Annotated in this window: 18 protein-coding genes; 12 read left to right on the top strand and 6 right to left on the bottom strand. The window is 73.8% G+C overall.

The annotated features are described in order from the left end of the window. Positions 1-50: 50 nt before the first annotated feature. The 3 genes from Aru02nite_RS06460 to Aru02nite_RS06470 all read left to right on the top strand — a co-directional run bounded on the left by Aru02nite_RS06460 (position 51) and on the right by Aru02nite_RS06470 (position 4073). The gene (locus Aru02nite_RS06460) at positions 51-2579 is read left to right on the top strand and encodes a DUF4118 domain-containing protein (RefSeq protein ID WP_203655660.1); all 2529 of its coding nucleotides are present in this window, start codon (positions 51-53) and stop codon (positions 2577-2579) included. Positions 2580-2588: 9 nt separating this feature from the next. Further along, positions 2589-3284, top strand: a complete 696-nt coding sequence (locus tag Aru02nite_RS06465) for a response regulator (protein WP_203655661.1) — start codon at positions 2589-2591, stop codon at positions 3282-3284. A gap of 351 nt (positions 3285-3635) precedes the next feature. Beyond that, complete coding sequence (locus Aru02nite_RS06470; protein ID WP_239076446.1) at positions 3636-4073, top strand: GNAT family N-acetyltransferase; 438 nt, start codon at positions 3636-3638, stop codon at positions 4071-4073. On the opposite strand, the gene Aru02nite_RS06475 is transcribed toward Aru02nite_RS06470, so the two are convergent. Continuing rightward, entirely contained in the window at positions 4061-4564 is a 504-nt protein-coding gene (locus Aru02nite_RS06475) for an NUDIX hydrolase (RefSeq protein WP_239076448.1), read from the bottom strand. The genes Aru02nite_RS06470 and Aru02nite_RS06475 overlap by 13 nt on opposite strands. 166 nt (positions 4565-4730) lie before the next feature. Between Aru02nite_RS06475 and ilvA the strand changes: the two genes are divergently transcribed. Then, positions 4731-5909, top strand: a complete 1179-nt coding sequence (gene ilvA / locus Aru02nite_RS06480) for a threonine ammonia-lyase (RefSeq protein ID WP_239076459.1) — start codon at positions 4731-4733, stop codon at positions 5907-5909. A gap of 129 nt (positions 5910-6038) precedes the next feature. On the opposite strand, the gene Aru02nite_RS06485 is transcribed toward ilvA, so the two are convergent. Next, entirely contained in the window at positions 6039-7262 is a 1224-nt protein-coding gene (locus Aru02nite_RS06485; protein WP_203655664.1) for a citrate/2-methylcitrate synthase, read from the bottom strand. A 66-nt stretch (positions 7263-7328) separates the two neighbouring features. Between Aru02nite_RS06485 and Aru02nite_RS06490 the strand changes: the two genes are divergently transcribed. Beyond that, positions 7329-8357 carry a DUF2332 domain-containing protein gene (locus Aru02nite_RS06490; protein ID WP_203655665.1) on the top strand — a complete coding sequence of 343 codons (1029 nt, stop codon included), beginning with the start codon at positions 7329-7331 and terminating at the stop codon, positions 8355-8357. A gap of 1 nt (position 8358) precedes the next feature. Here the strand turns inward: Aru02nite_RS06490 and Aru02nite_RS06495 are convergent, their stop codons facing one another. The 3 genes from Aru02nite_RS06495 to Aru02nite_RS06505 form a co-directional block, all read right to left on the bottom strand. Further along, a complete protein-coding gene (locus Aru02nite_RS06495) occupies positions 8359-8559 on the bottom strand; it encodes a PspC domain-containing protein (protein ID WP_203655667.1) in 201 nt (66 codons plus the stop codon). Positions 8560-9030: 471 nt separating this feature from the next. After that, positions 9031-9531 (bottom strand): transcription elongation factor GreA, encoded by a 501-nt coding sequence (gene greA / locus Aru02nite_RS06500; protein WP_203655669.1) that lies wholly within the window; start codon positions 9529-9531, stop codon positions 9031-9033. Positions 9532-9664: 133 nt separating this feature from the next. Beyond that, the gene (locus Aru02nite_RS06505; RefSeq protein WP_203655671.1) at positions 9665-10069 is read right to left on the bottom strand and encodes a DUF4307 domain-containing protein; all 405 of its coding nucleotides are present in this window, start codon (positions 10067-10069) and stop codon (positions 9665-9667) included. A gap of 212 nt (positions 10070-10281) precedes the next feature. On the opposite strand from Aru02nite_RS06505, the gene mca reads away from it, so the two are divergent. From mca to Aru02nite_RS06520, 3 genes are all read left to right on the top strand, one after another. Then, positions 10282-11154: a mycothiol conjugate amidase Mca gene (gene mca / locus Aru02nite_RS06510; RefSeq protein WP_203655673.1), complete on the top strand. Its 873-nt coding sequence runs from the start codon at positions 10282-10284 to the stop codon at positions 11152-11154. Between the two features lie 142 nt (positions 11155-11296). Further along, positions 11297-11614: a hypothetical protein gene (locus tag Aru02nite_RS06515; protein ID WP_373324852.1), complete on the top strand. Its 318-nt coding sequence runs from the start codon at positions 11297-11299 to the stop codon at positions 11612-11614. Between the two features lie 318 nt (positions 11615-11932). Continuing rightward, the gene (locus Aru02nite_RS06520) at positions 11933-14404 is read left to right on the top strand and encodes a putative bifunctional diguanylate cyclase/phosphodiesterase (RefSeq protein WP_203655677.1); all 2472 of its coding nucleotides are present in this window, start codon (positions 11933-11935) and stop codon (positions 14402-14404) included. Positions 14405-14431: 27 nt separating this feature from the next. On the opposite strand, the gene Aru02nite_RS06525 is transcribed toward Aru02nite_RS06520, so the two are convergent. Beyond that, complete coding sequence (locus Aru02nite_RS06525; RefSeq protein WP_203655679.1) at positions 14432-14887, bottom strand: carboxymuconolactone decarboxylase family protein; 456 nt, start codon at positions 14885-14887, stop codon at positions 14432-14434. 46 nt (positions 14888-14933) lie between these two features. Here Aru02nite_RS06525 and pdxR point away from each other — a divergent pair, with 46 nt between their 5' ends. The 4 genes from pdxR (at position 14934) to Aru02nite_RS06545 (ending at position 21310) form a co-directional block, all read left to right on the top strand. Then, on the top strand, positions 14934-16313 hold the full coding sequence (gene pdxR / locus Aru02nite_RS06530; protein WP_203655681.1) for a MocR-like pyridoxine biosynthesis transcription factor PdxR: 1380 nt from the start codon (positions 14934-14936) through the stop codon (positions 16311-16313). Further along, positions 16310-17023, top strand: a complete 714-nt coding sequence (locus Aru02nite_RS06535) for a transporter substrate-binding domain-containing protein (protein ID WP_203655683.1) — start codon at positions 16310-16312, stop codon at positions 17021-17023. Before pdxR ends, Aru02nite_RS06535 begins: the two co-directional genes overlap by 4 nt. A gap of 30 nt (positions 17024-17053) precedes the next feature. Beyond that, positions 17054-19024, top strand: coding sequence for a thioredoxin domain-containing protein (locus Aru02nite_RS06540; RefSeq protein ID WP_203655685.1), 1971 nt, complete (start codon positions 17054-17056; stop codon positions 19022-19024). A gap of 69 nt (positions 19025-19093) precedes the next feature. Beyond that, positions 19094-21310: an asparagine synthetase B family protein gene (locus tag Aru02nite_RS06545; protein WP_203655687.1), complete on the top strand. Its 2217-nt coding sequence runs from the start codon at positions 19094-19096 to the stop codon at positions 21308-21310. The last annotated feature ends 50 nt before the right edge of the window (positions 21311-21360 follow it).

Below are 21360 nucleotides of genomic sequence, written 5' to 3' on the forward strand. Positions count from 1 at the left end.
CCGGTACGGGTGCCGGGCCGGGAACGGGAAGACAGGGCACGATGGACGACGTGGCACGCGGACGGCTGCGGATCTACCTGGGCATGGCGCCCGGCGTCGGCAAGACGTACGCCATGCTCTCCGAGGGGCAGCGCGGCCTGGCCCGCGGCAAGGACGTGGTGGTCGGCGTCGTCGAGACGCACGGCCGGGCGGCCACCGCGAAGCTCCTCGACGGGTTCGAGGTGGTGCCGCGCCGGACCCTCGTGTACCGGGGCGCGGAGTTCACCGAGATGGACCTGGACGCGGTGCTCGCCCGGCGCCCGCAGCTGGCGCTGGTCGACGAGCTGGCGCACAGCAACGTCCCCGGCAGCCGGCACGCGAAGCGCTGGGAGGACGTCGAGGAACTGCTCGCCGCCGGCATCGACGTCATCACCACCGTCAACATCCAGCACCTCGAATCCCTGAACGACGTCATCGAGCGGATCACCGGCGTCGTCCAGCAGGAACGCATCCCCGACGAGGTCGTACGCCGGGCCGAGGCCATCGAACTGGTGGACATGTCCCCCGAGGCGCTGCGGCGCCGGATGGCGCACGGCAACGTGTACCCGTCGGACCGGATCGACGCCGCCCTCGCCCACTACTTCCGCCCCGGAAACCTGATCGCACTGCGCGAACTGGCGCTGCTGTGGGTCGCCGGCCGCGTCGACGAGGCGCTCCAGCGGTACCGGCACGAGCACAGCATCGACACCCCGTGGGAGACCACCGAACGCATCGTCGTCGGGCTGACCGGCGGACCCGAGGGCGACACCCTGATCCGGCGCGGCGCCCGGATCGCGGCCCGGGTCGGCGGCGGCGAACTGCTCGCCGTACATGTGACCCGGTCGGACGGGCTGTCCGGGGCCAGCCCGAAGCAGCTCGCCCGGCAGCGGCTCCTGGTCGAACAGCTCGGCGGCGGGTTCCACCAGGTCGTCGGCGACGATCCGGCGACCGCCATGCTGGACTTCGCCCGCGCCGAGAACGCCACCCAGGTCGTCGTCGGCGCCAGCCGCCGCGGCCGGCTCACCACGTTCCTCACCGGGGAGGGCGTCTCCGCCCGGGTGGTCCGCGAGTCCGGACCGATCGACGTGCACATCGTCACGCACGAGAAGGCCGGCCGGCGCGGCGGTCCCGCGCTGCCCGCCATGTCCGGCGGCCTCACCGTCGCCCGGCAGCTCCGCGCCTCCATCGCCGGAGTCGTACTGCTGGTGGCGCTCACCGCGGTACTCGTACCGCTGAAGGGGCCGCTCAACCTCACCACCGAACTCCTGCTGTACCTGGTGGCCGTGGTCGCGATCGCCCTGATGGGCGGGATGTGGCCGGCACTCGGCGCCGCGGTCGTCGGCACCCTGCTGGCGAACTTCTTCTTCACCCCACCGCTGCACACGCTGACCATCAACGAACGCAACAACATCATCGCGCTCGGCGTGTTCCTCGCGGTCGCGGTGATGGTGAGCCTCGCCGTGCACCGCGCCGCGGAACGTACCCGGCGGGCGGCGCGCGCGGCGGCCGAGGCGCAGACCCTCGCCCGACTCGCCGGCAGCGTACTGCGGGGCGATCACGGGCTGCCGGCGCTGCTGGACCAGATCCGCGAGACGTTCGCGCTGTCCGGGGTGGCGCTCACCGAACGCGACGCCGACGGCGGCTGGCACACCGTACGGTCGACCGGCGAGGTGCCGGACAACCCGGAGGTCCGCGTCCAGGTCGGGGAACGCTTCCTGCTCGTCGGCGCCGGCCGCCTGCTCCCCGCCTCCGACCGCCGCGTACTCGACGCCTTCGCGGTGCACGCCGCCGCCGCCCTCGAACGCGGCCGCCTCGCCGAACGCGCCGCCGAGGCCACCGGGCTCGCCGCCACCGACCGGCTGCGTACCGCGCTGCTCCGGGCCGTCGGGCACGACCTGCGCTCCCCGCTCGCCTCCGCCAAGGCCGCCGTGTCCAGCCTGCGCGGGCACGACGTCGCGTGGAGCGAGGAGGAACGCGACGAACTGCTCGCCACCGCCGACGAATCCCTCGACCGGCTGCACCGCCTCGTCGACAACCTGCTCGACATGAGCCGACTCCAGGCCGGCGTACTGTCCGTCGCGCCCGCCGCCACCGGCGTCGACGAGATCGCCGTACGCGCCGTCGACTCGCTCGGCCCGCTCGCCGCCCACGTCGACGTACGGATCCCCGACGCGCTGCCCGCCGCCCTCGCCGACCCCGTACTCGCCGAACGGGTCGTCGCCAACCTCGTCGGCAACGCCGTCAAGCACAGCCCGCGCGACCGCCCGCCGCTCGTCACCGCCAGCTGCCTCGGCGAAGCCCTCCAGCTGCGCGTCGTCGACCACGGCCCCGGCGTACCACCGGCCGAATGGGACCGGATCTTCACACCGTTCCAGCGGCTCGGCGACCGCGGCACCGGAGTCGGCCTCGGCCTCGCCCTGTCCCGCGGACTCGCCGAAGCCATGGATGGCACCCTGGTACCGGAAGAAACCCCCGGCGGCGGGCTCACCATGGTGTTCACCCTGCCGGCGGTCGCACCCGGCCGGGTTCCCGGGCCCTACCCGTCGGACCCGTTGAGCTAGAAGGCGGACATGCGGGTACTGGTGGTCGACGACGAGCCGCAGATCGTCCGCGCCCTGCGGATCAACCTCACCGCACGCGGGTACGAGGTGGCCGTCGCGCCGGACGGGCGGACCGCGCTCACCGTCGCCGCGCGTACCCGGCCCGACCTGGTCGTACTCGACCTCGGACTCCCCGACATGGAAGGCACCGACGTACTCGCCGGGCTGCGCGGCTGGACCGACGCACCCGTCATCGTGCTGTCCGGGCGCACCGACTCCCTCGACAAGGTCGAAGCCCTCGACGCCGGCGCCGACGACTACGTGACCAAACCGTTCGGCATGGACGAGCTGCTCGCCCGGATGCGCGCCGTCACCCGCCGCTCCGCCCCCGCCACCGCCGAACCCCGCATCCCGATCGGCGAGTACGTCGTCGACCTCGCCGCCCGCCGCGTCGTCGCCGCCGACGAGTCCACATCGGACGGACGACCCGTCGACCTGCGCCTCACCCCCACCGAATGGCGCATGCTCGAAGTCCTCATCCGCCACCCCGGCCAGCTCGTCACCAAACGCACCCTCCTCGCCGAAGTCTGGGGCCCCGGCTACGAACGCGAGGACAACTACCTCCGGCTGTACATGACGCAGCTGCGGCGCAAGCTCGAACCCGACCCGCACCATCCGAGGCATCTGCTGACCGAACCCGGCATGGGCTACCGCTTCCAACCTTGAGGGTTTTGGTCGCGCGGCGGCCCCGTTCGCCCGCTCGCGGCGCCGATCCCAGGCTTGTGTGCTGACGCACACGGCGCCTGTGCTCGGCTTGCGAGCGAACGAACGGGGCTCGCCGCGCTCCTGTCCCCACACATCACCGTTACCGCTTTTCTGGCACGGGGCGCCGATCCGCGGCTTGTGTGCTGACGCACATGGCGCCTGTGCTCGGCTTGCGAGCGAACGAACGGGGCTCGCCGCGCTCCTGTCCCCACACATCACCGTTACTGCTTCCTGGCACGGGGCGCCGATCCGCTTCATGACCCCTGCCACTCCTTCTGGTACGGGGTGGGCGGGGCGGCGAGAATCGTTGGGGTGACACGGTATGTGGGGCCTGCGGGGTACGAGTTCGACGACGCCGTCGGGCGGGTGGACCGGGACGCACTGTGGGCGTTCCTGTCGACGGAGGCGTACTGGGGGCGGACCCGGACGCGGGCGGTGGTGGACGGTCAGGTCGACGGGTCGTGGCGGGTCGTCGGGGCGTACGAGACGGCGTCGGGGCGGATGGTCGGGTTCGCGCGGGCGTTGTCCGACGGCGTGTCCCTGGCGTACCTGGCGGACGTGTACGTGCTGGCCGAGTGTCGCGGGCGCGGGCTCGGGGTGGGGCTGGTCGACGCGATGATCGAGCGGGGTCCGGGCGCGCACCTGCGCTGGATGCTGCACACCGACGACGCGCACGGCCTGTACCGCCGGTTCGGCTTCGCTGAGCCGGATTCCCGCTACCTCGAACGGCCGAAGAACTACCGCGAGTAGGACCAGGCCGTCATCTGTCCATTGTGGAACGGCATGACGAGGTGGAACGGTACCGGATCGGCGTCGAACACCATCGGCAGGAAGAGGCTGTCGCTGGGCCACATCGGCACCGGGTCGGCGGGCGGCCGCGCCGGGTCGACCGGCAACCGGTCCAGCGGTACCCATTCGAGGGTGCCCTCGTCGTTGCCGGCGTGCGGATCGCCGTGCCAGCGCGGGATCCGGAACAGGAAGCCGAACCAGTCCTCGCCGCCCTTGCCGAAGCCGGGCCAGGAGATCGTGCCGCGCAGCGACATCTCGTCGACCACGAGGCCCGACTCCTCGCGGATCTCGCGCCGCATCCCGGCCGCGACGTCCTCGTCCGGTTCGAGCTTGCCGCCGAGACCGTTGTAGTACCCGCGGTGCACGTCGTCGGGGCGCTTGTTGCGGTGGATCATCAGCACCCGGCGTCCGTCCGTGACGTACCCGAGGGTGGCGAGGATGGGGCGCAGCACGCGGAGGATTCTGCCACGGCGCCCCGGCGCGTCCGGATCGCCGTGCCCCATGCTGGGACCGCCCCCGCCCGCCGCCGGCCCCGCCCGCCGCGCCTGCGACGATGCGGACGTGTCAGACAAGACCGTACTGGTCGGCCACGACGAGGTGGCCGCCGCCGCAGCGGAGATGGCCGGCGTCCTGCGTACCACTCCGCTCCAGCCGGTCCGCCCGCTCGCCGAGGCCATCGGCGGCCCGGCGTACCTGAAGTGCGAGCAGTTGCAGCACGGCGGCTCGTTCAAGGTACGCGGCGCGCTGTGCCGGATCGCCCGCCTGACGCCGGCCGAGCGGGCTCGCGGTGTGGTCGCGGCCAGCGCCGGCAACCACGCGCAGGGCGTCGCCCTCGCCGCCGAACGCCTCGGCGCCCGCGCCACCGTCTTCATGCCGGCCGGCGCGCCGCTGCCGAAGGTCGCCGCCACCCAGGGGTACGGCGCCACCGTCGAACTCGTCGGCGCCACGGTCGAGGACGCGCTCACCGCCGCCCGGGCGTACGCGGAACGGACCGGCGCGGTGTTCGTGCACCCGTTCGACCATCCGGACGTGATCGCCGGGCAGGGCACGATCGGCCTGGAGATCCTCGCCCAGTACCCGGAGGTGCGCACGATCCTCGTCGCGGTCGGCGGCGGCGGGCTGCTGTCCGGGGTGGCCGCGGCGGTCAAGCCGGTCCGGCCGGACGTCAAGGTGTTCGGGGTGCAGGCCGCGGGCGCCGCCGCGTACCCGCCGTCGCTGGCCGCCGGCACTCCCGTCAGCCTCGACCGGTACGCCACGATCGCCGACGGCATCGCGGTCGGCCGCCCCGGCGACCTCACGTTCCAGCACGTCCGGACGTACGCCGACGGCGTGGTCACGGTGTCCGACGAGGACATCTCCCGGACCCTGCTGCTGTTGCTCGAACGCAGCAAGATCGTCGCCGAGCCGGCCGGCGCCGCCGGGGTCGCCGCGCTCCAGGCGTTCCCGCACGGCTTCGAGCCGCCCGTCGTCGCGGTGCTGTCCGGTGGCAACATCGACCCGCTGCTGCTCGTCAAGCAGATCGAGTACGGGCTCACCGCCGCCGGCCGGTACCTGCGGTTCACCGTGCTGTTCCCGGACCGGCCCGGCGTCCTCGCCTCGATGCTCGACATCGTCGCCGCGCAGCGCGCCAACATCCTCGACGTACTGCACCAGCGGCGCGACCCGCGGCTCGCGCTCGGCGAGGTCGCCGTCGACTTCTCCGTCGAGACGCGCGGCCCCGACCACGCCCGCGACCTGCTCGCCACGCTGCGGTCCGCCGGCTACCGCATCACCACCACCCGCGGCCCCGCCACCTGACCCGCCCCACGCCCCGCCGCCGTCCGATACACCGCGCGCCCGAATCGGTCGCCTCACCCGCCGCCGCCGTCGTCGTCGTCCGGATCCCGGGTACACCGCGCCCCCGGAACCGGCCGCCGCTGATCCGGCTCATGCCTGGCTGTCGTCGGGATCGGGGCCTGTGTACACGGCGCGCGGCCGGAACCGGAACCGGTGCCGGTACTCCTCGACCGTGTGCCCGATCAGCCCCGCCACCCGGCCGAGCGTGAACACCGCCTCCGCGGTTCCCGGAGCGAGCCGGAACTCGGCCGCGAGTACGCCCAGGGCCAGGTCGCTGGTGGGAGCCGGGCCGCCGTGCCGGCCGACGACCTCGACCAGTTCGTCGAGCAGCCCGCCCAGCGGCGGTCCGCCGGCCGCGTCGGTGACCAGCCGCAGCAGCGCCACCGCGCGCGGATCGGTCCCGGTGTACACCGCGTGCCCGAAGCCCGGAACCGACTCGCCGGCGGCCAACCGTTCGCCGACCAGTTCGGCGACGCCGCGGCCACCGGGTGCGAGGTCGGTGAGTACCGACTCGACGGCGCCGACGACCCCGCCGTGCAGCGCGCCGCCCAGCGTGGCCAGCCCCGCCAGCACCGCCAGGTACGGGTCGGCCCGGACCGACGCGGCGACCCGGGTGGCCAGCGCCGACGCGGCAAGTTCGTGGTCGGCGGACAGCACGAGCGCGGCGTCGAACGCGCGCAGCTCCGGCACCGTCGGCGCCCGGTCCGTACTCGCCGCCCACAGCCGCGCCGCCACCGTCCCGTCGTGCGGCGCGGCCCGGCGCGGCAGCGTGTCGACGAGCGCGGCGATGAGCGCCCGCCCGGTCGCGGCCACCGCCGCGGGCCGCCTGTCGTACCGGAGCGGGTCGGTGGCGGCGACGGCCGCGGCGGTCACCCGGAACCGGTCCGCCGGCCGTACCGCCGCGGGCAGTCCGGTCTGCGCGGCGCGGCCGGCGATCAGCGCCTCCGTCGAGGCCGTCCACTCGGGCGCCGTGTCCGGCAGCGTGCCGGTCCACAGCAGCTCCGCGACCTGCTCGAACCCGGCGCTGCCGGCGAGCCGGGTCGCGTCGCGGCCCCGGTAGTACAGGGCGCCGGCGGGGTCGAGCAGGGACAGTTCGGTGTCGAGGACGACGTCCAGCGCGCCCGCCCGACCGCCGCGCCGGGCCCGCGCCGCCAGCCGCTGCACCTCCGCCCGGTCGAACCTTGACGTACGCGGATCGGCGCCGGGATGCCGGGTGAGCTGCCCCCGGCTGACGTACGCGTACACGGTGGCGGGTTTGACGCCGAGCAGCTGCGCCGTCTGCGCGGTGCTCAGCCAACGGGACTGGTCGGCCATCGGGCGATCATATGTTGATGCGATCAATATTGACAATGTGCCCGCGCCGGACGGAGCCTGACAGGCATGACCGTCGACCTGGCCCGCCGCTTCTCGTACGGGGAGCAGGAGTTCGCGACCTCGCCGCTCTACCAGCGGCTCTCCGGCATCGTCGCCGCCGACGACCGGCTGCTCGCGATCGCGGCGCACTGCCGCGCCGGCCAGCAGCCCACCAACCTCGTCTTCGCCGCCGTCCACTACCTGCTGCTCGGCGCCGACGACGCCCCCGGCCTCGCCGGCTGGTACCCGTCGCTCGGCGGCACCCGTACCCCGGACGACCCGGCGCTGACGGGCGAGTTCACCGACTTCTGCCTGGCGTACCGGGAGGAGTTGACGGCGCTGGTCGCGCGCCGGCTGGTGCAGACGAACGTGGTGAAGCGCTCCGCCGCGCTGCGCGTCGGGCTCGCCGCGATCGACGAACCGGGCCCGGTCACGCTGCTGGAGGTCGGCGCCAGCGGGGGCATCCACCTGGCCTTCGACGCGTACCGCTGCCGCATCGGCGACACCGACCTCGGCCCCGCCGACTCACCCGTGGTGATCACGACGGAGTGGCGCTCGACGCGTCCGGTGCCGACCCGCATCCCGCTCGTCGGCGACCGGCTCGGCGTCGACCTCAACCCGATCGACCTAGCCGACGAGACCGAGCGCCGCTGGCTGCGCGCCCTCGTCTGGCCCGAGAACCTCCCGCAGTACGGGCTGCTCACCGCGGCCACCGCCGTGGTCGCCGACCGCCGCCCGCGGATCGTGGCCGGCGACGCCGTCACCGTCCTGCCCACCCTCGATGCCGTACTGCCCACCGACCGTCCGCTGGTGGTGTGGCACGCCGCCACCCGCGCACACGTACCGGCCGAGCGCCGCGCCGCGTTCGACGCCGCGGTGCAGGCGCTCGGCCGGCGCCGCCCCCTGTACACCGTGTCCCTCGAAACCCCCGAGGACGCGGCTGACTGGCATGCCCGACACGGCCTGTGCTACGCGCTCGAACTGCGCGCCAGCGGAGCCCCCGCCCGCCGGATCGCCGCCGTGGACGGACACGCCAACTGGATCGAACCGCTCTGACTCAGACCGGCCGGTACGAGTAGCTGTCCTCGTTCGGCATCAGCAGCCAGAGCAGCGCGTACACGAGGACCTGGCTGCCGGGCAGGATGACCGACACGACGAACAGCAGCCGGACCAGGCCGACGGACAGACCGAACCGCCGGGCCAGACCCGCGCAGACCCCGGCGATCATGCGCCCTTCGCGCGGACGACTCAGCGCCATCGAAACGTCACCCCTCACCGTCCCCGGCACGCCCTCGGCGCCGGTCGACACGTCCCACGCTACGGAGCGCGCCGGCCCGGGACATCCGCTCCGGGACCGATCCGCGTACCCCCGGCCCCTACGTGCCCTCACCGGGCCGACTCAGGGCACGACCCCGGATCCGACGCCCCCGTACCCAGCGCCGCAACCCCCGGACCAGCGACGAGACGGCCGTGGATCCGACGGCGGAGAGGGCCCGGACCCCGTGCCGCGCCGGTCTCGCACCCCGCGCGGTGAGGGCCTCGGCCTAGCGCCGTTACGGCCCCGGACCCCGCGCCGCAACGGCCCCGGCCCCAGCGCCGTGACGGTCTCGGCCCAGCGACGAGACGGCCCCGGGCAAGCGACGAGACGGCCGTGGCCCGGCGGCGAAGAAGGTCCGGACACGACGACGCCCGCCCGCGGTGGTCGCGGACGGGCGTCGGAACGCCGGACTCAGCCCTGGAACGGCTCGAAGTCGACGATCGTCACGCTGATCTCGGCACCGCTCGGCGCCGTGTAGCTGACCGTGTCGCCGGCCTTGTGCTTCAGGATCGCCTGGCCGAGCGCGGACTCCGGGCTGTACACGGTGAGGTCCGTGGTCGCGGCGATCTCCCGCGAACCGAGCAGGAACTTCTCCGTGTCGTTCGGGTCGCCGTCGAACTGGATCGTCACGACCGTGCCCGGCGCGATCACCGTACTCTTCGGCGCCTCGCCGACGCGCGCCCCGCGCAGCAGTTCCTGCAGGTAGAGGATGCGGCCCTCCATCTTGCCCTGCTCCTCGCGGGCGGCGTGGTATCCGCCGTTCTCGCGCAGATCGCCCTCTTCGCGGCGCTCGTTGATCTCGGCGGCGATCTCGGGCCGCTTGGCGATGAGCTCGTCAAGCTCGCCCTTGAGCCGGTCATGGGCGTCCTGGGACAGCCAGGTCACAGGTGCCTCGCGGTCGGTCGTCGACACGTGGGTACTCCTTCGTTGCGATCCTCGCCGGCGTACCGGCGTTGACTGCGAATTTTCAAAGCTAGCAGCGGAGTACACCGGAGGGTGTACCCCGGACTCACGGATTGCGTTCGGGCTGCGCGCGACGGGACGGTCAGTGCCCGGGGCCGCAGCCCACGACTTCGGCTGTGTACGCCTGCCGCGACGTGTGCAGCACGTACGACACGTCGACGGTGGTCCGGCCGGCCGGTACGCGGACCTCGCCGCGACCCACCTCGGCGCCGTCCTGGGCGCGGGACCGGACCGTACAGACCGTCGGTTTGCCGTCCGGTCGGGTGACCCGCAGGGTCATCGGCGCCGCCGACGGACCCTTCGCCGAGTCCCAGCCCACCACGTCCGCCTGGTACTCCGGCGGACCGAACCGCTGGTAGTAGCCGAACGCCACGGCCAGCCCGGCGAGTACGACACCGCTGAGCAGTACGCCACGGGCCAGGCGCGAGGCAGCACGCCGCTCCCGCCGGTGGCCGTAGCGGCCCGGCGGGAATGTCGGCGTTGTCACGCCGCTCCGCGTGCTGGTCACGATCGAGGTCCTCGCTGTGTTGAATCTCTGCAGCAGTGCTGACTCGGGTTGTCACAGGTGTCGGTCAGAATGCCTGCCGACACTCCATGATGACAGCGGTTTCGCCGCGGCGCCGGTGCCCCCCGGCCGGCGCGTCGGATCCGTCGGCACTCGGTATGGGCTTTGTCACACCATGAGCTTGAGGAGCATTCGTGTCCGGTGACCTTCGCCTGATGGCGGTGCACGCGCACCCCGACGACGAGTCCAGCAAGGGCGCCGCCGCCATGGCCCGGTACGTCCACGAGGGCGTACAGGTCATGGTCGCCACCTGTACCGGTGGGGAACGCGGCGACGTGCTGAACGAGAAGCTGGACCGGCCCGAGATCTGGCGCGACCTGCCGGCGATCCGCAGCCGCGAGATGGCCGCCGCGCGCGAGATCCTCGGCGTGCAGCAGTCCTGGTTGGGCTTCGTCGACTCCGGCTACCTGGAGAACTACACGACCGACCGGGTCGAGGAGCTGCCGGAGGACTCGTTCGCCCGGGAGCCGCTGGAGGTCGCCGCCGCCCCGCTCGTACGGTTGATCCGCGAGTTCCGCCCGCAGGTGATCACGACGTACGACGAGGAGGGCGGCTACCCGCACGCGGACCACATCATGTGCCACCGGATCACGGTCGAGGCGTTCGAGGCGGCCGGCGATCCCGAGCGGTACAAGGAGTTCGGCGAGCCGTGGCAGCCGTCGAAGCTCTACTACAACATGGGCTTCAACAAGGAGCGCATGCTCGCCATCCACGAGGCGATGCTCGCCGCCGGCCTCGACTCGCCGTACGCGGAGGCCATCGAGAAGTGGGACTGGAGCCGCGACAAGAGCGCCCGGGTCACCACCCGCGTCCCCTGCGGCGAGTTCTTCGGCGTACGAGACGACGCGCTGCGCGCGCACGCCACGCAGGTGGACCCGGACGGGTTCTGGTTCCGCATCCCGCTGGACATCCAGCAGAAGACGTGGCCGACCGACGACTTCGAGCTGGCCCGGTCGACGATCGAGACGTCCCTGCCGGAGGACGACCTGTTCGCCGGTCTGCGCTGATCGTCGGCGGTGTCCCCGGCCGGTCCGGGGACACCGCCGGGTGCGTCCGTACCGGAGCGGGCCGGGGCGTACCGTTGGGTTCGCCGGCGAGGCGTCGGTGTGGCCGTGACCTGGACGCGAGCGCGGAGAGATGGTGTCGACGATGTCGGTTCTCGCTGCCGGGCTGCCGTTGGCTCAGAACAACTTCGGTGACACCGAGGCCGGCGGGTTGGCCGGTCCGCTCGGTCTCGTGGTGATCGTGTTCCTGGCGATCGCGACCGTTCTGCTGATCCGGAACATGAACCGTCGGCTACGACGGCTACCCGATCGGTTCGATTCGACAAGCACACCCGACGGGGGACTCCCACAGACGGACGATTCACGGCAGGATCACTCGGGCGAGGACCATTCGGACCAGGGTGAGGCAGTCGGTGACGTCAGCGCGGAGAGCCGGTCGGAGTCGGCCGACCAGGATCGCTGACCGCCGTGCGCGCCGTGGTCACGCGCGGCGCGTTCTTCTTCACTCTGCGGACATTTTTTCTGGTCCCGCCTTATTGCGATATGCGTGCTTCGATGCTTTAGTACCATCGATCGGGTCACATCAGCCAGTCTCCCAATTCCCATTGATACCGGACATCCCTACGCTCATTCCGGGGAGGTGCGGCTTCCTTTCTCCCTCACGAGGGGAGGAGGTGGGTTCGCAATGCGCGAGTGGTGCTGGGGCTGAGTTCCAGTCCGATTCCCGGGGCAGGTGGGAGGAGGTCAGCGAGTGACGTCTGTCCATGCTGCCCCGGCATCCATGCCGGTACGATTGCGCGTCCTGATCGGCCTGTGCAGCGTACTGGCGGTCGCCGTCGCCGGCGCCGAGATCGCCACCGCCGAACACCCGCCCGGACCGTACCGTTTCCTCGCCACGATCGGCCTGTTCGGGCTGTCCCAGGCGATCGGGTTGTGGATCACGATCGGCAGCCAGCGGATCGGCCTGCCGTGGGGCGAGGCCGCACTGCTGGTCGGCATGTGCCTGCTGCCGGCGCACTGGCTCGTACCGGTGGCGCCGATCGGTGCGCTGGTCGGCCTGCTGGTCGCGGGGGTGGCGCCGGTCAAGGCGCTGTACAACGCGGCGGCGTACACGATCGCGGCGGCGCTGGCCTGCGGGGTGGCGGCGCTGTTCGGTGGGGTGGGCGAGGTGCCGCCGCTGCACCCGGCGACGGCGACGGCGCTGGCCGCCGCAGCCGTGACGTACTGGCTGGTCACCGCGCTGTTCGCGGTGACGGCGGTGGCGTTCGCCCGCGGTGGTTCGGTGCGCGAGCTGGTGCTGGGCAACTTCGGCGCCAAGATCATCATGCTGGTCGGCAACATCGCGGTCGGGCTGCTCGCCGTCGGACTCGGCCTCGCCGACTTCCGCTACCTGGCGGCCGCCCCGCCGCTGCTCTGGCTGCTGTACGAGGTGTACAAGGCGCGGATGCGGGCCGGTGACGAGCGGCGCGCCTGGCAGGAGCTGGCCACCGCGGTGCACGCGCTCAACCGGCTCGACGTGGCGAGCGTGGTGGACGCGGCGGTCGTCGGCGTCCGCCGGCTGTTCTCGCCCGACTCCGTCGAGATCACCGTGCGCGGCGCCGGTCACCCCGTCCGGACGTACCAGGGGCGGGCTGGGTCGGACGCGGTGAGCGTGGTCGAACCGGCCCTCGACGAACCCGCCGGGAACGGCCCCGGGCTGCTGCACCACCGGCTCGTCGTCGGCGAGGAACACGTCGGTGACCTGCGCGTACGGCACGGGGCGGCGACCGCGTTCAGTGAGCGGGACCGGCTGGCGCTGTCCGCGTTCGCCGACGCGCTCGGCGCCTCGCTGCACAACGCCGCCTCGCACGACCGGCTCCGCGAGATGGCCGAACGCAAGGCGTACGAGGCGGAGCACGACACGCTGACCGGCCTCGCCAACCGTACCCGCCTGATGGAACGCGGCGACGCGATGCTCCGGGTCCGGCCCGGCGAGGAGCCGCACGAGGTCGCGTTGCTGCTGCTCGACCTCGACCACTTCAAGGACGTCAACGACACGCTCGGGCACGCCGCCGGCGACCAGCTGCTGCGCGCGATCGCCGCGACGCTGTCCGCGCGTACCGAGTCCGACGAGCTGCTCGTACGGCTGGGCGGTGACGAGTTCGCGCTGCTCATCGGGGCACCGCCGGCCCGCCGCCAGGCCGTCGAGTACGCGGTGGAGCGGGCGCGCGAGCTGTCCGCGGCGCTCGCCGTACCGGTGGAGATCGCCGGGGTGGCGCTGTCGGTGGAGGCGTCGATCGGCGTCGCCGCGGTGCTGGCCGGCGGTTGCGTGATGGCCGAGCTGCTGCGCCGCGCCGACGTCGCCATGTACCAGGCGAAGCGCGCCGGCCGCTCGATCGGCCGGTACGAGCCGGCCCGGGACGAGGCGAGCACCGACCGGCTGGCGCTGCTGGCCGAGTTCCGCGAGGCGCTGTCCGCCGACGATCAGCTCGTGCTGCACCTCCAGCCCGCGATCGACCTGGAGTCCGGCGAGCCGACCGGCACCGAGGCGCTGGTCCGCTGGCAGCATCCGCGCCGGGGACTGCTCGGGCCGGGCGAGTTCGTCGGCGTGGTCGAGAAGAGCGACCTCGTCGGCCCCTTCACGCGGTACGTGCTGAACCTGGCGCTCGGCGTGATGGCCCGCTGGGGTGCCGACGGGCTCGACGTACCGGTGGCGGTGAACATGTCGGCGCGGAGCCTGCTCGACCGCAAGCTGCCGGCCGATGTCGCCGAACTGCTCGGCCGCCACCAGGTCCCGCCGGAGCGGCTCGTCCTGGAGATCACCGAGACCGTGATGATGACCGAGCTGGAGGTCGTCGACGACGTACTCGCCGGTCTCCGTTCCCTCGGCGTACGCCTGTCCGTGGACGACTTCGGCACCGGCTACTCGTCGCTGACGTTCCTGGCGCGTTTCGCGGTGGACGAGGTCAAGGTGGACCAGGAGTTCGTCGGGCGGATGGGTGACGCGCCGGAGGCGGAGGCCATCGTACGCAGCACGGTCGAACTGGGTCGCGCGCTCGGCCTGCGGGTCGTCGCCGAGGGCGTGGAGACCGCCGAGCAGAAGGCCGCGCTGCGCGCGATGGGCTGCGAGGCCGGGCAGGGCTACCACTTCTCGCCGCCGATGCCGGCGGACAAGACCGCCGAGGTGCTGTGGTCGATGCGCGGCGCCGCCGAGGACCGCGGCGCGCGGGTCATCCCGCTGTCGGCCCGCGTCGCGCAGCCCGGCCAGGAGTAGTTCCCGGCCGGGCGGGACCGTCGGGGGTCAGGACAGCGGCCACGGGTGCGCGGTGGCGCCCAGCCGGTTCCAGGCGTTGATCACGGTGATCGACCAGACCAGTTCGGCCAGCTCGACCTCCCCGAACTGGTCGGCCGCGGCGGCGAACGTCGCGTCGTCGACCGGCGCTTCGGACAGCCGGGTCATCGCCTCGGTGAGCGCCAGCGCGGCGCGTTCCCGCGCGGTGAAGAACGGCGTCTCCCGCCACACCGGCAGCGTGTACAGCCGGCGTACGTCCTCGCCGCCCTTCTCCGCGTCCCGGGTGTGCATGTCCACGCAGTACGCGCAGCCGTTGAGCTGGGACGCGCGGGCGCGGACGAGTTCGAGGAGCGGGGCTTCGAGGGTGGTCTTGCGGGACGCGGCGTCCAGCGCGTTCATGGCCTTGTTGATGTGCGGGGCCAGCTCGTCGACGGCGAGCCGGCCGGGAATCTCTACGTTGGTCATGTCTCGACGGTAGGACCGCATTGGCTCCGTGCTAAGGTCCAATTCCGTGCCGATAGATTGGGCCGATTTCGGCGTCGACCTGCACCTCGACCTGGACTCCGGCGCCGGCCGCCGCGCCGCGCTGGAAGCCGCACTGCGCACCGCGATCCGGTCCGGCCGCGTCGCCCCCGACACGCGGCTGCCGTCCAGCCGCAGCCTCGCCGCCGAACTCGGACTCGCCCGCAACACCGTCGCCGCCGCGTACGACCAGCTCGTCGCGGAGGGGTACCTGAGCGCTCGGACCGGCGCCGGTACCACCGTCGTCGGGCTCCCCGGCGGACGCGCGCCGACCGGCACCCCGCCCGCCACCCCCGCCCCGCGGTACGACCTGCGGCCCGGCAGCCCCGACGTCGGCACCTTCCCGGTCGACGCCTGGCTGCGGGCCACCCGACGCGCGCTCGCGTCCGCCCCCGCCTCCGCGTACGACTACGGCGACCCGCGCGGCCGCATCGAGCTGCGCACCGCCCTGGCCGGGTACCTGGGGCGGGCCCGCGGGGTGCTCGCCGACCCCGCCCGCATCGTCGTCACCTCCGGGTACGTGCAGGCGTTGGCGCTGCTCACCCGGGTACTCGGCGGGCCGGTCGCGATGGAGGACCCGGGGCTGCCGTTCCACCGCGACGTCGTCCGGTACGCCGGCGCCGAGGTCGTACCGCTGCCCGTCGACGGTCACGGCGCCCGTACGGACCTGCTCGACGCGACGTCGCCGCGCACGGTGGTGTTGACGCCGGCGCACCAGTACCCGACGGGCGTGACGCTGCACCCGACGCGCCGGCACGCCGCCGTGGCCTGGGCGAGCGGCGGCGACCGGCTGCTCGTCGAGGACGACTACGACGGCGAGTTCCGGTACGACCGGCAGCCGGTCGGCGCGCTCCAGGGCACCGCGCCGGAGCACGTCGCGTACGTCGGGACCGCGGCGAAGACCCTCGGCCCCGCCCTCCGCCTCGCCTGGCTGGTACTCCCGGAACGGCTCGTCGAGCCGGTCGTGACCGCGAAGCGGTTCACCGACCTGCACACCGGGTCGGTCGGCCAGCTCGCGCTCGCCGCACTCATCGACGACCACGGGTACGACCGGCACGTCCGGTCCTGCCGGCTGCGCTACCGCAAGCGCCGTGACCTGCTCGTCGACCGGATCGGCCGGCGCCACCCGCCGCTCGGCATCGCCGCCGGCATGCACGCGTACCTGCCGCTGTCCGCCGCCGACGAGACCCGCGTACTCGACCGCGCCGAGGCGTACGGGCTGGCGCTGGGTGCCCTCGGTACGCACTGGCACGGCGCGCCGGCCGGGCACGGCGTCATCGTCGGCTACACCACGCCCGCCCAGTCCGCGTACCCGGCGGCGATCGACGCGCTGGCCCGCGTCCTCAGTCCGATACCCTCGGCGCCGTGACCGCCGACATCGCCCGCGACCTCGCCCCGACCGGCGTCCTGCGGGTCGCCGTCAACCTCGGCAACCCCGTCCTGGCGCAGGGCACGCCGGACGCGCCCGCCGGCGTCACCGTCGACATCGCCGCCGAGATCGCCGCCCGCCTCGGCCTTCCGCTGGAGTACGGGTGCTTCGACGCGGCGCGGACGTCGTACGAGGCGATGGCGTCGGGGCGGGCGGACCTCTGCTTCCTGGCCGTCGAGCCCGCCCGCGAGGCCGACGTCGCCTTCACCGCGCCGTACGTGGTGATCGAAGGGGTGTACGCGGTGCCCCGCGACTCGCCGCTGCACACCGTGTCCGACGTCGACACCGACGGCGTCCGCATCGGCGTGAAACGCGGCTCCGCGTACGACCTGTACCTGACGCGGACGTTGCGGCACGCCACCGTCGTCCGCGGTACCGACGGGGTCGACGCGTTCCGCACGGACGGCCTGGACGTCGCCGCCGGCATCCGCCAACCCCTGACCGCGTACGTGACCGCGCACCCCGACCTGCGGCTCATCGACGGGCGGTTCATGCAGATCCGGCAGGCCGTCGGCACCACCCGCACCCGCCGCCCCGAGACCGTCCGGTACCTGGCGGGCGTCGTCGAGGAACTCAGGGCCACCGGGTTCGTCGCCGCCGCCCTGCGCCGTTCCGGCCAGTCCGACACGCTGGTCGCCCCGCCTGCCTGACCGCCGCCGCGTACGTGCGAGGGTGGAGGGGTGAACCGGCTGTCCGGCGCGACGTCGCCCTACCTCCTCCAACACGCCGCCAACCCCGTGGACTGGTGGGAGTGGGGCGAGGACGCGGTCGCGGAGGCGCGCCGCCGGGACGTCCCGCTGCTGATCTCCGTCGGCTACGCGGCCTGTCACTGGTGCCATGTGATGGCGCACGAGTCGTTCGAGGATCCGGCGGTGGCCGCGGTGGTGAACGAGTGCGTCGTACCGGTGAAGGTCGACCGGGAGGAACGGCCGGACGTCGACGCGGTGTACATGACGGCGACGCAGGCGATGACCGGTCAGGGCGGCTGGCCGATGACGGTGTTCGCGACGCCGGACGGCGCGCCGTTCTGGTGCGGGACGTACCTGCCGGCGGCGCAGTTCACGCGGCTGGTGCGGGCGGTGGCGGAGGCGTGGCGGGAGCGCCGGGACGAGGTGGTCGGGCAGGGCGACGCGGTGGTCGACGCGCTGCGCCGGGCCGCCGCGCCGGTACGGCCGACGCAGCCGTTGGACGCGTCGATGCTGGCGGCCGCCGTGTCGCGGCTGGCGGCGGACCACGACGCCGCGAACGGCGGATTCGGTACGGCGCCGAAGTTTCCGCCGTCGATGGTGCTGGAGTTCCTGCTGCGGCACCATTCCCGTACGGGGGACGCGCGGGCGCTGGAGCTGGCCCGGAGTACCTGTGACGCGATGGCCCGGGGCGGCATCTACGACCAGCTCGCCGGCGGCTTCGCCCGCTACTCGGTGGACGCCACGTGGACCGTGCCGCACTTCGAGAAGATGTTGTACGACAACGCGTTGCTGCTGCGGGCGTACGCGCATCTGTGGCGGGCGACGGGGGACGTGACGGCGCGGCGGGTGGCGGCGGAGACAACCGGTTTCCTGTTACACGACCTGCGGGTGGGTGCGGCGTTCGCGGCGTCGTTGGACGCGGACGCGGCCGGCACCGAGGGCAGCACGTACGTGTGGACGCCGGCGGAGCTGCGCGCCGTACTGGGGGACGCCGACGGCGCGTGGGCGGCGGAGGTGTTCGGCGTGACGGACGCGGGGACGTTCGAGCACGGGGCGAGCGTGCTGCGGCTGCCGGCCGATCCGGCGGACACCGCGCGCTGGTCGACGGTACGGGAGCGGCTGCTGGCGTACCGGGCGACGCGGCCGCAGCCGGCGCGGGACGACAAGGTCGTGGCGGCGTGGAACGGGCTGGCGATCACCGCGCTGGTCGAGTACGCGAACCTGGCGGGGGACGCGGACGCGGGTGACGCGGCGGTGGCGGCGGGGCGGTTCCTGGCCGCGGAGCACCTGGTGGACGGGCGGCTGCGGCGGGTCTCGCGGGACGGCCGGGTCGGTGCGCCGGCCGGGATCCTGGAGGACCACGGCGCGGTGGCGCAGGCGTTCTGCGCGCTGCACCAGCACACCGCCGACCCGTACTGGTTGGGGCGGGCGCGGGTCGTGCTGGACGCCGCGCTGGCGCACTTCCGTACGGACGGGGCGTGGTTCGACACGGCGGACGACGCGGAACGGTTGGTGAGCCGGCCGACGGATCCGACGGACAACGCGACGCCGTCGGGGCTGGCGAGCGTGGCCGAGGCGCTGGTGACGTACGCGGCGTTGACCGGTGAGGCGGCGTACCGGGAGGCGGGGGAGTCGGCGCTCGCGGTGCTGTCGCCGATCGTGGCGGAGTACCCGCGGTTCGCGGGGCACGCGCTGGCGGTGGGCGAGGCGGTGGCGGCTGGGCCGTACCAGATCGCGGTGGTGGGCGACGATCCGGCGCTCCGGGCGGCGGCGTGGGCGGTGGACTCGCCGGGCGCGGTGGTGGTGGCGGGCGCGCCGGACGCGCCGGGCGTACCGCTGTTGGCGGGGCGGCCGCTGGTGTCGGGGCGGTCGGCGGCGTACCCGTGTCGCGGGTTCGTGTGCGACCTGCCGGTGACGACGGCGGACGCGCTGCGCGCCGCGGTGGGTGCGGCCGGAGAGTAACCGCAAGATTTCTGAGAGTCACCCATTCGGTACGATCGGTCGTCCCCCGGTTGATGGAGATGACCAGTCATGGCAGGACTTGCCGCCTATTTCGGCACCAGGGTGGGGATGGTGGCCGCGATCGCCCGCGGCCTCGCCCCGCGCGGCGACGAGGTCGCCGAGTGGCACGGCACCGACCGCGCCACGCCGCTCGCCCTCGCGGTACGCGCCGGCATCCCCCAGGTGCACCGCGGGCCCCGCGGCAGCGCCGTCGTCGTCGACGGCGTCGCCGAACCCAGCACCCTCCTCATCCGGTACGCCGACGGCGGTGCCGGCGCGGTGCTCGCCGACCGGGACGCCGAGCCGTACGCGGCGGTCCTCGCCGACCCCGACCGGGGCGTACTCGTGTTGTGCCGCAACGGGGACGGCCCCTCGCTGTACTACGCGCGGCACGGCGCCGAGGTGCTCGTGGCGTCCGAACCGGTCGCGCTGCTGGACGGCGGGCTACCGGCCGAACCGGACCCGGCGGCCGTCCGCGCGTTCCTCGACGACGGCCACTGCGACTCCGAGGCCCGCACCTTCCTCGCCGGCGTACGACGGGTGCTGCCCGGCCAGGTGCTGGAGGTGGCCGCCGCCGGCGTACGCCTGGTGCCGTCCGTACGGGCGGGCCGTGCCGACGGGTCGTCGACCGCGCAGATCCTCCAGCGCGCCAGCCGCACCGGCAGCGTCGGCGTACGCCTCGGCGACACGGTCGGCGCGGCCGCGCTGCTCGGCGTCACCCTGGTCGGCCGCGGCCTCGACGGGACCGAGCCGCCCGGCCCGCTGCCCGTCTACACCACCTCCGTACCGGGCGCCGACGACCATCCGTACCTGGCGCCGGTCCTCGGCGCGCTCCGGCCCGGCAGCGTACGGACCGAGGCGGTGCCGGTCACCGTCGCCGACGTGGACGACATGCTGACCGGACTCGGCGAGCCCGTACCGGACCCGGGCGCGCTGTACACCTGGTGTGCGGCAAGGAAAGCGGCCGGCGAGGTGGACGCGCTGCTCGACCCGGTCGGTGCCGAGGCGCTGCTCGCCGGACGTCCGGTGCCGGGCCACCTGTCGCGGGTGGCGGACCGGATCGCCACCCGCTTCGGCGTGGCGCTGCGCATGCCGTACCGGGAGGTGTCGGGGACCGGGGGTGCGCTGCGCTGCGAACTGGCGGCGCTGTGTCGGCGCGGCCTGCCGCCCGAGGCCGCCACGTACGCGGACCGCCGGGTCGCGGTCGACGACACCGGCGCCCTGCTGCGCGCGCTCCGCGCCGAGCTGTACGCGACGTTCCTGTCGTCGGCGTTCGCCGGTCGGCCGTGGCACGACGCGCGCGAGGTGGTGGAGGGCTTCGGCGACCTGCTCGCCGGCCGCCGTACGGACGCGGACCGGTTCTGGCGGGCGTACCTGGTGGAGCGCTGGCTGCGGCTGCTCGCCGCGCGCGGTGCCGCCGCCCCCGCCGCCGACGCCGGCCGCGAGCTCGTCACCACGGTCGAGGGCGCGCGCTGGCTGCGCGTCCCGGTCCGCACCCGCACCCTCCGCGCCGGCGACCCCTTCGCCGAGACCATCGCCTGGTACGTCGGCGAGCACGTGGCCGCCGCCGGCGCCGAGGACCGGCTGCGCCGCCGCTTCCGCCGCTCCTGGTACCTGGTGGTGGCCGCGAAGCCGCTCGCGGTCGCGCAGGGCCGCGTACGGCCGCTCTGGGACGTACGGCCGAGCTGGTGGGCGCGGCGGGTGTCCACGTTCGTCCGGGACCGTTCGTGGCAGAGCCTGGGCAACCCGTGGACGATGCAGCTCGCCATCGAGGAGGTCGGCCTCCGCCGCGTACTGCTCGCCGCGGCGGCCGGCGCGGGCGGTCGGCTGGTCCGCCGCCGTGGCGTGTTCGACCGGGTGGCCGGCGAACCGGTCCGGCAGGTCACCGGCCCCGTCGAGGTCTCCGTCTACCCGGCGAACGTCGCGGTCGCCGCCGCCCCGCGCGAACCGCAGCGCGCGATCGAGGACCTGGTCTCCGCCGTACGTGCCGGCCTGCGCGGCGAGCTGGCCGGCGGGCTGGCCGGTGGCGCGGTCGTGGCGACCGACCGGGCCGGCGGCGGGTGCCGAGTACTGGCCGTCACCGGCGACCGGCCCGCCAGCTTCTTCGCCGCGGCCTGCGCCGACGACCCACTCGGCCGCCTCGCCAGTACGCCGGCGGCGGTGGTCGTCCTCGCGCCACCCGCGACGTCGGCGGCGTCGGGCCGGGCCCGACCGAACGGCCGGCGTACCGCTGCGGCACGTCGCTAGTCATCGCCCGTTGGCAACCCCCGTTACGCGTGTAATGCTGTAATCAACAG

Source organism: Actinocatenispora rupis, assembly GCF_016861975.1.
In the GTDB taxonomy this organism is placed as follows: domain Bacteria; phylum Actinomycetota; class Actinomycetes; order Mycobacteriales; family Micromonosporaceae; genus Actinocatenispora; species Actinocatenispora rupis.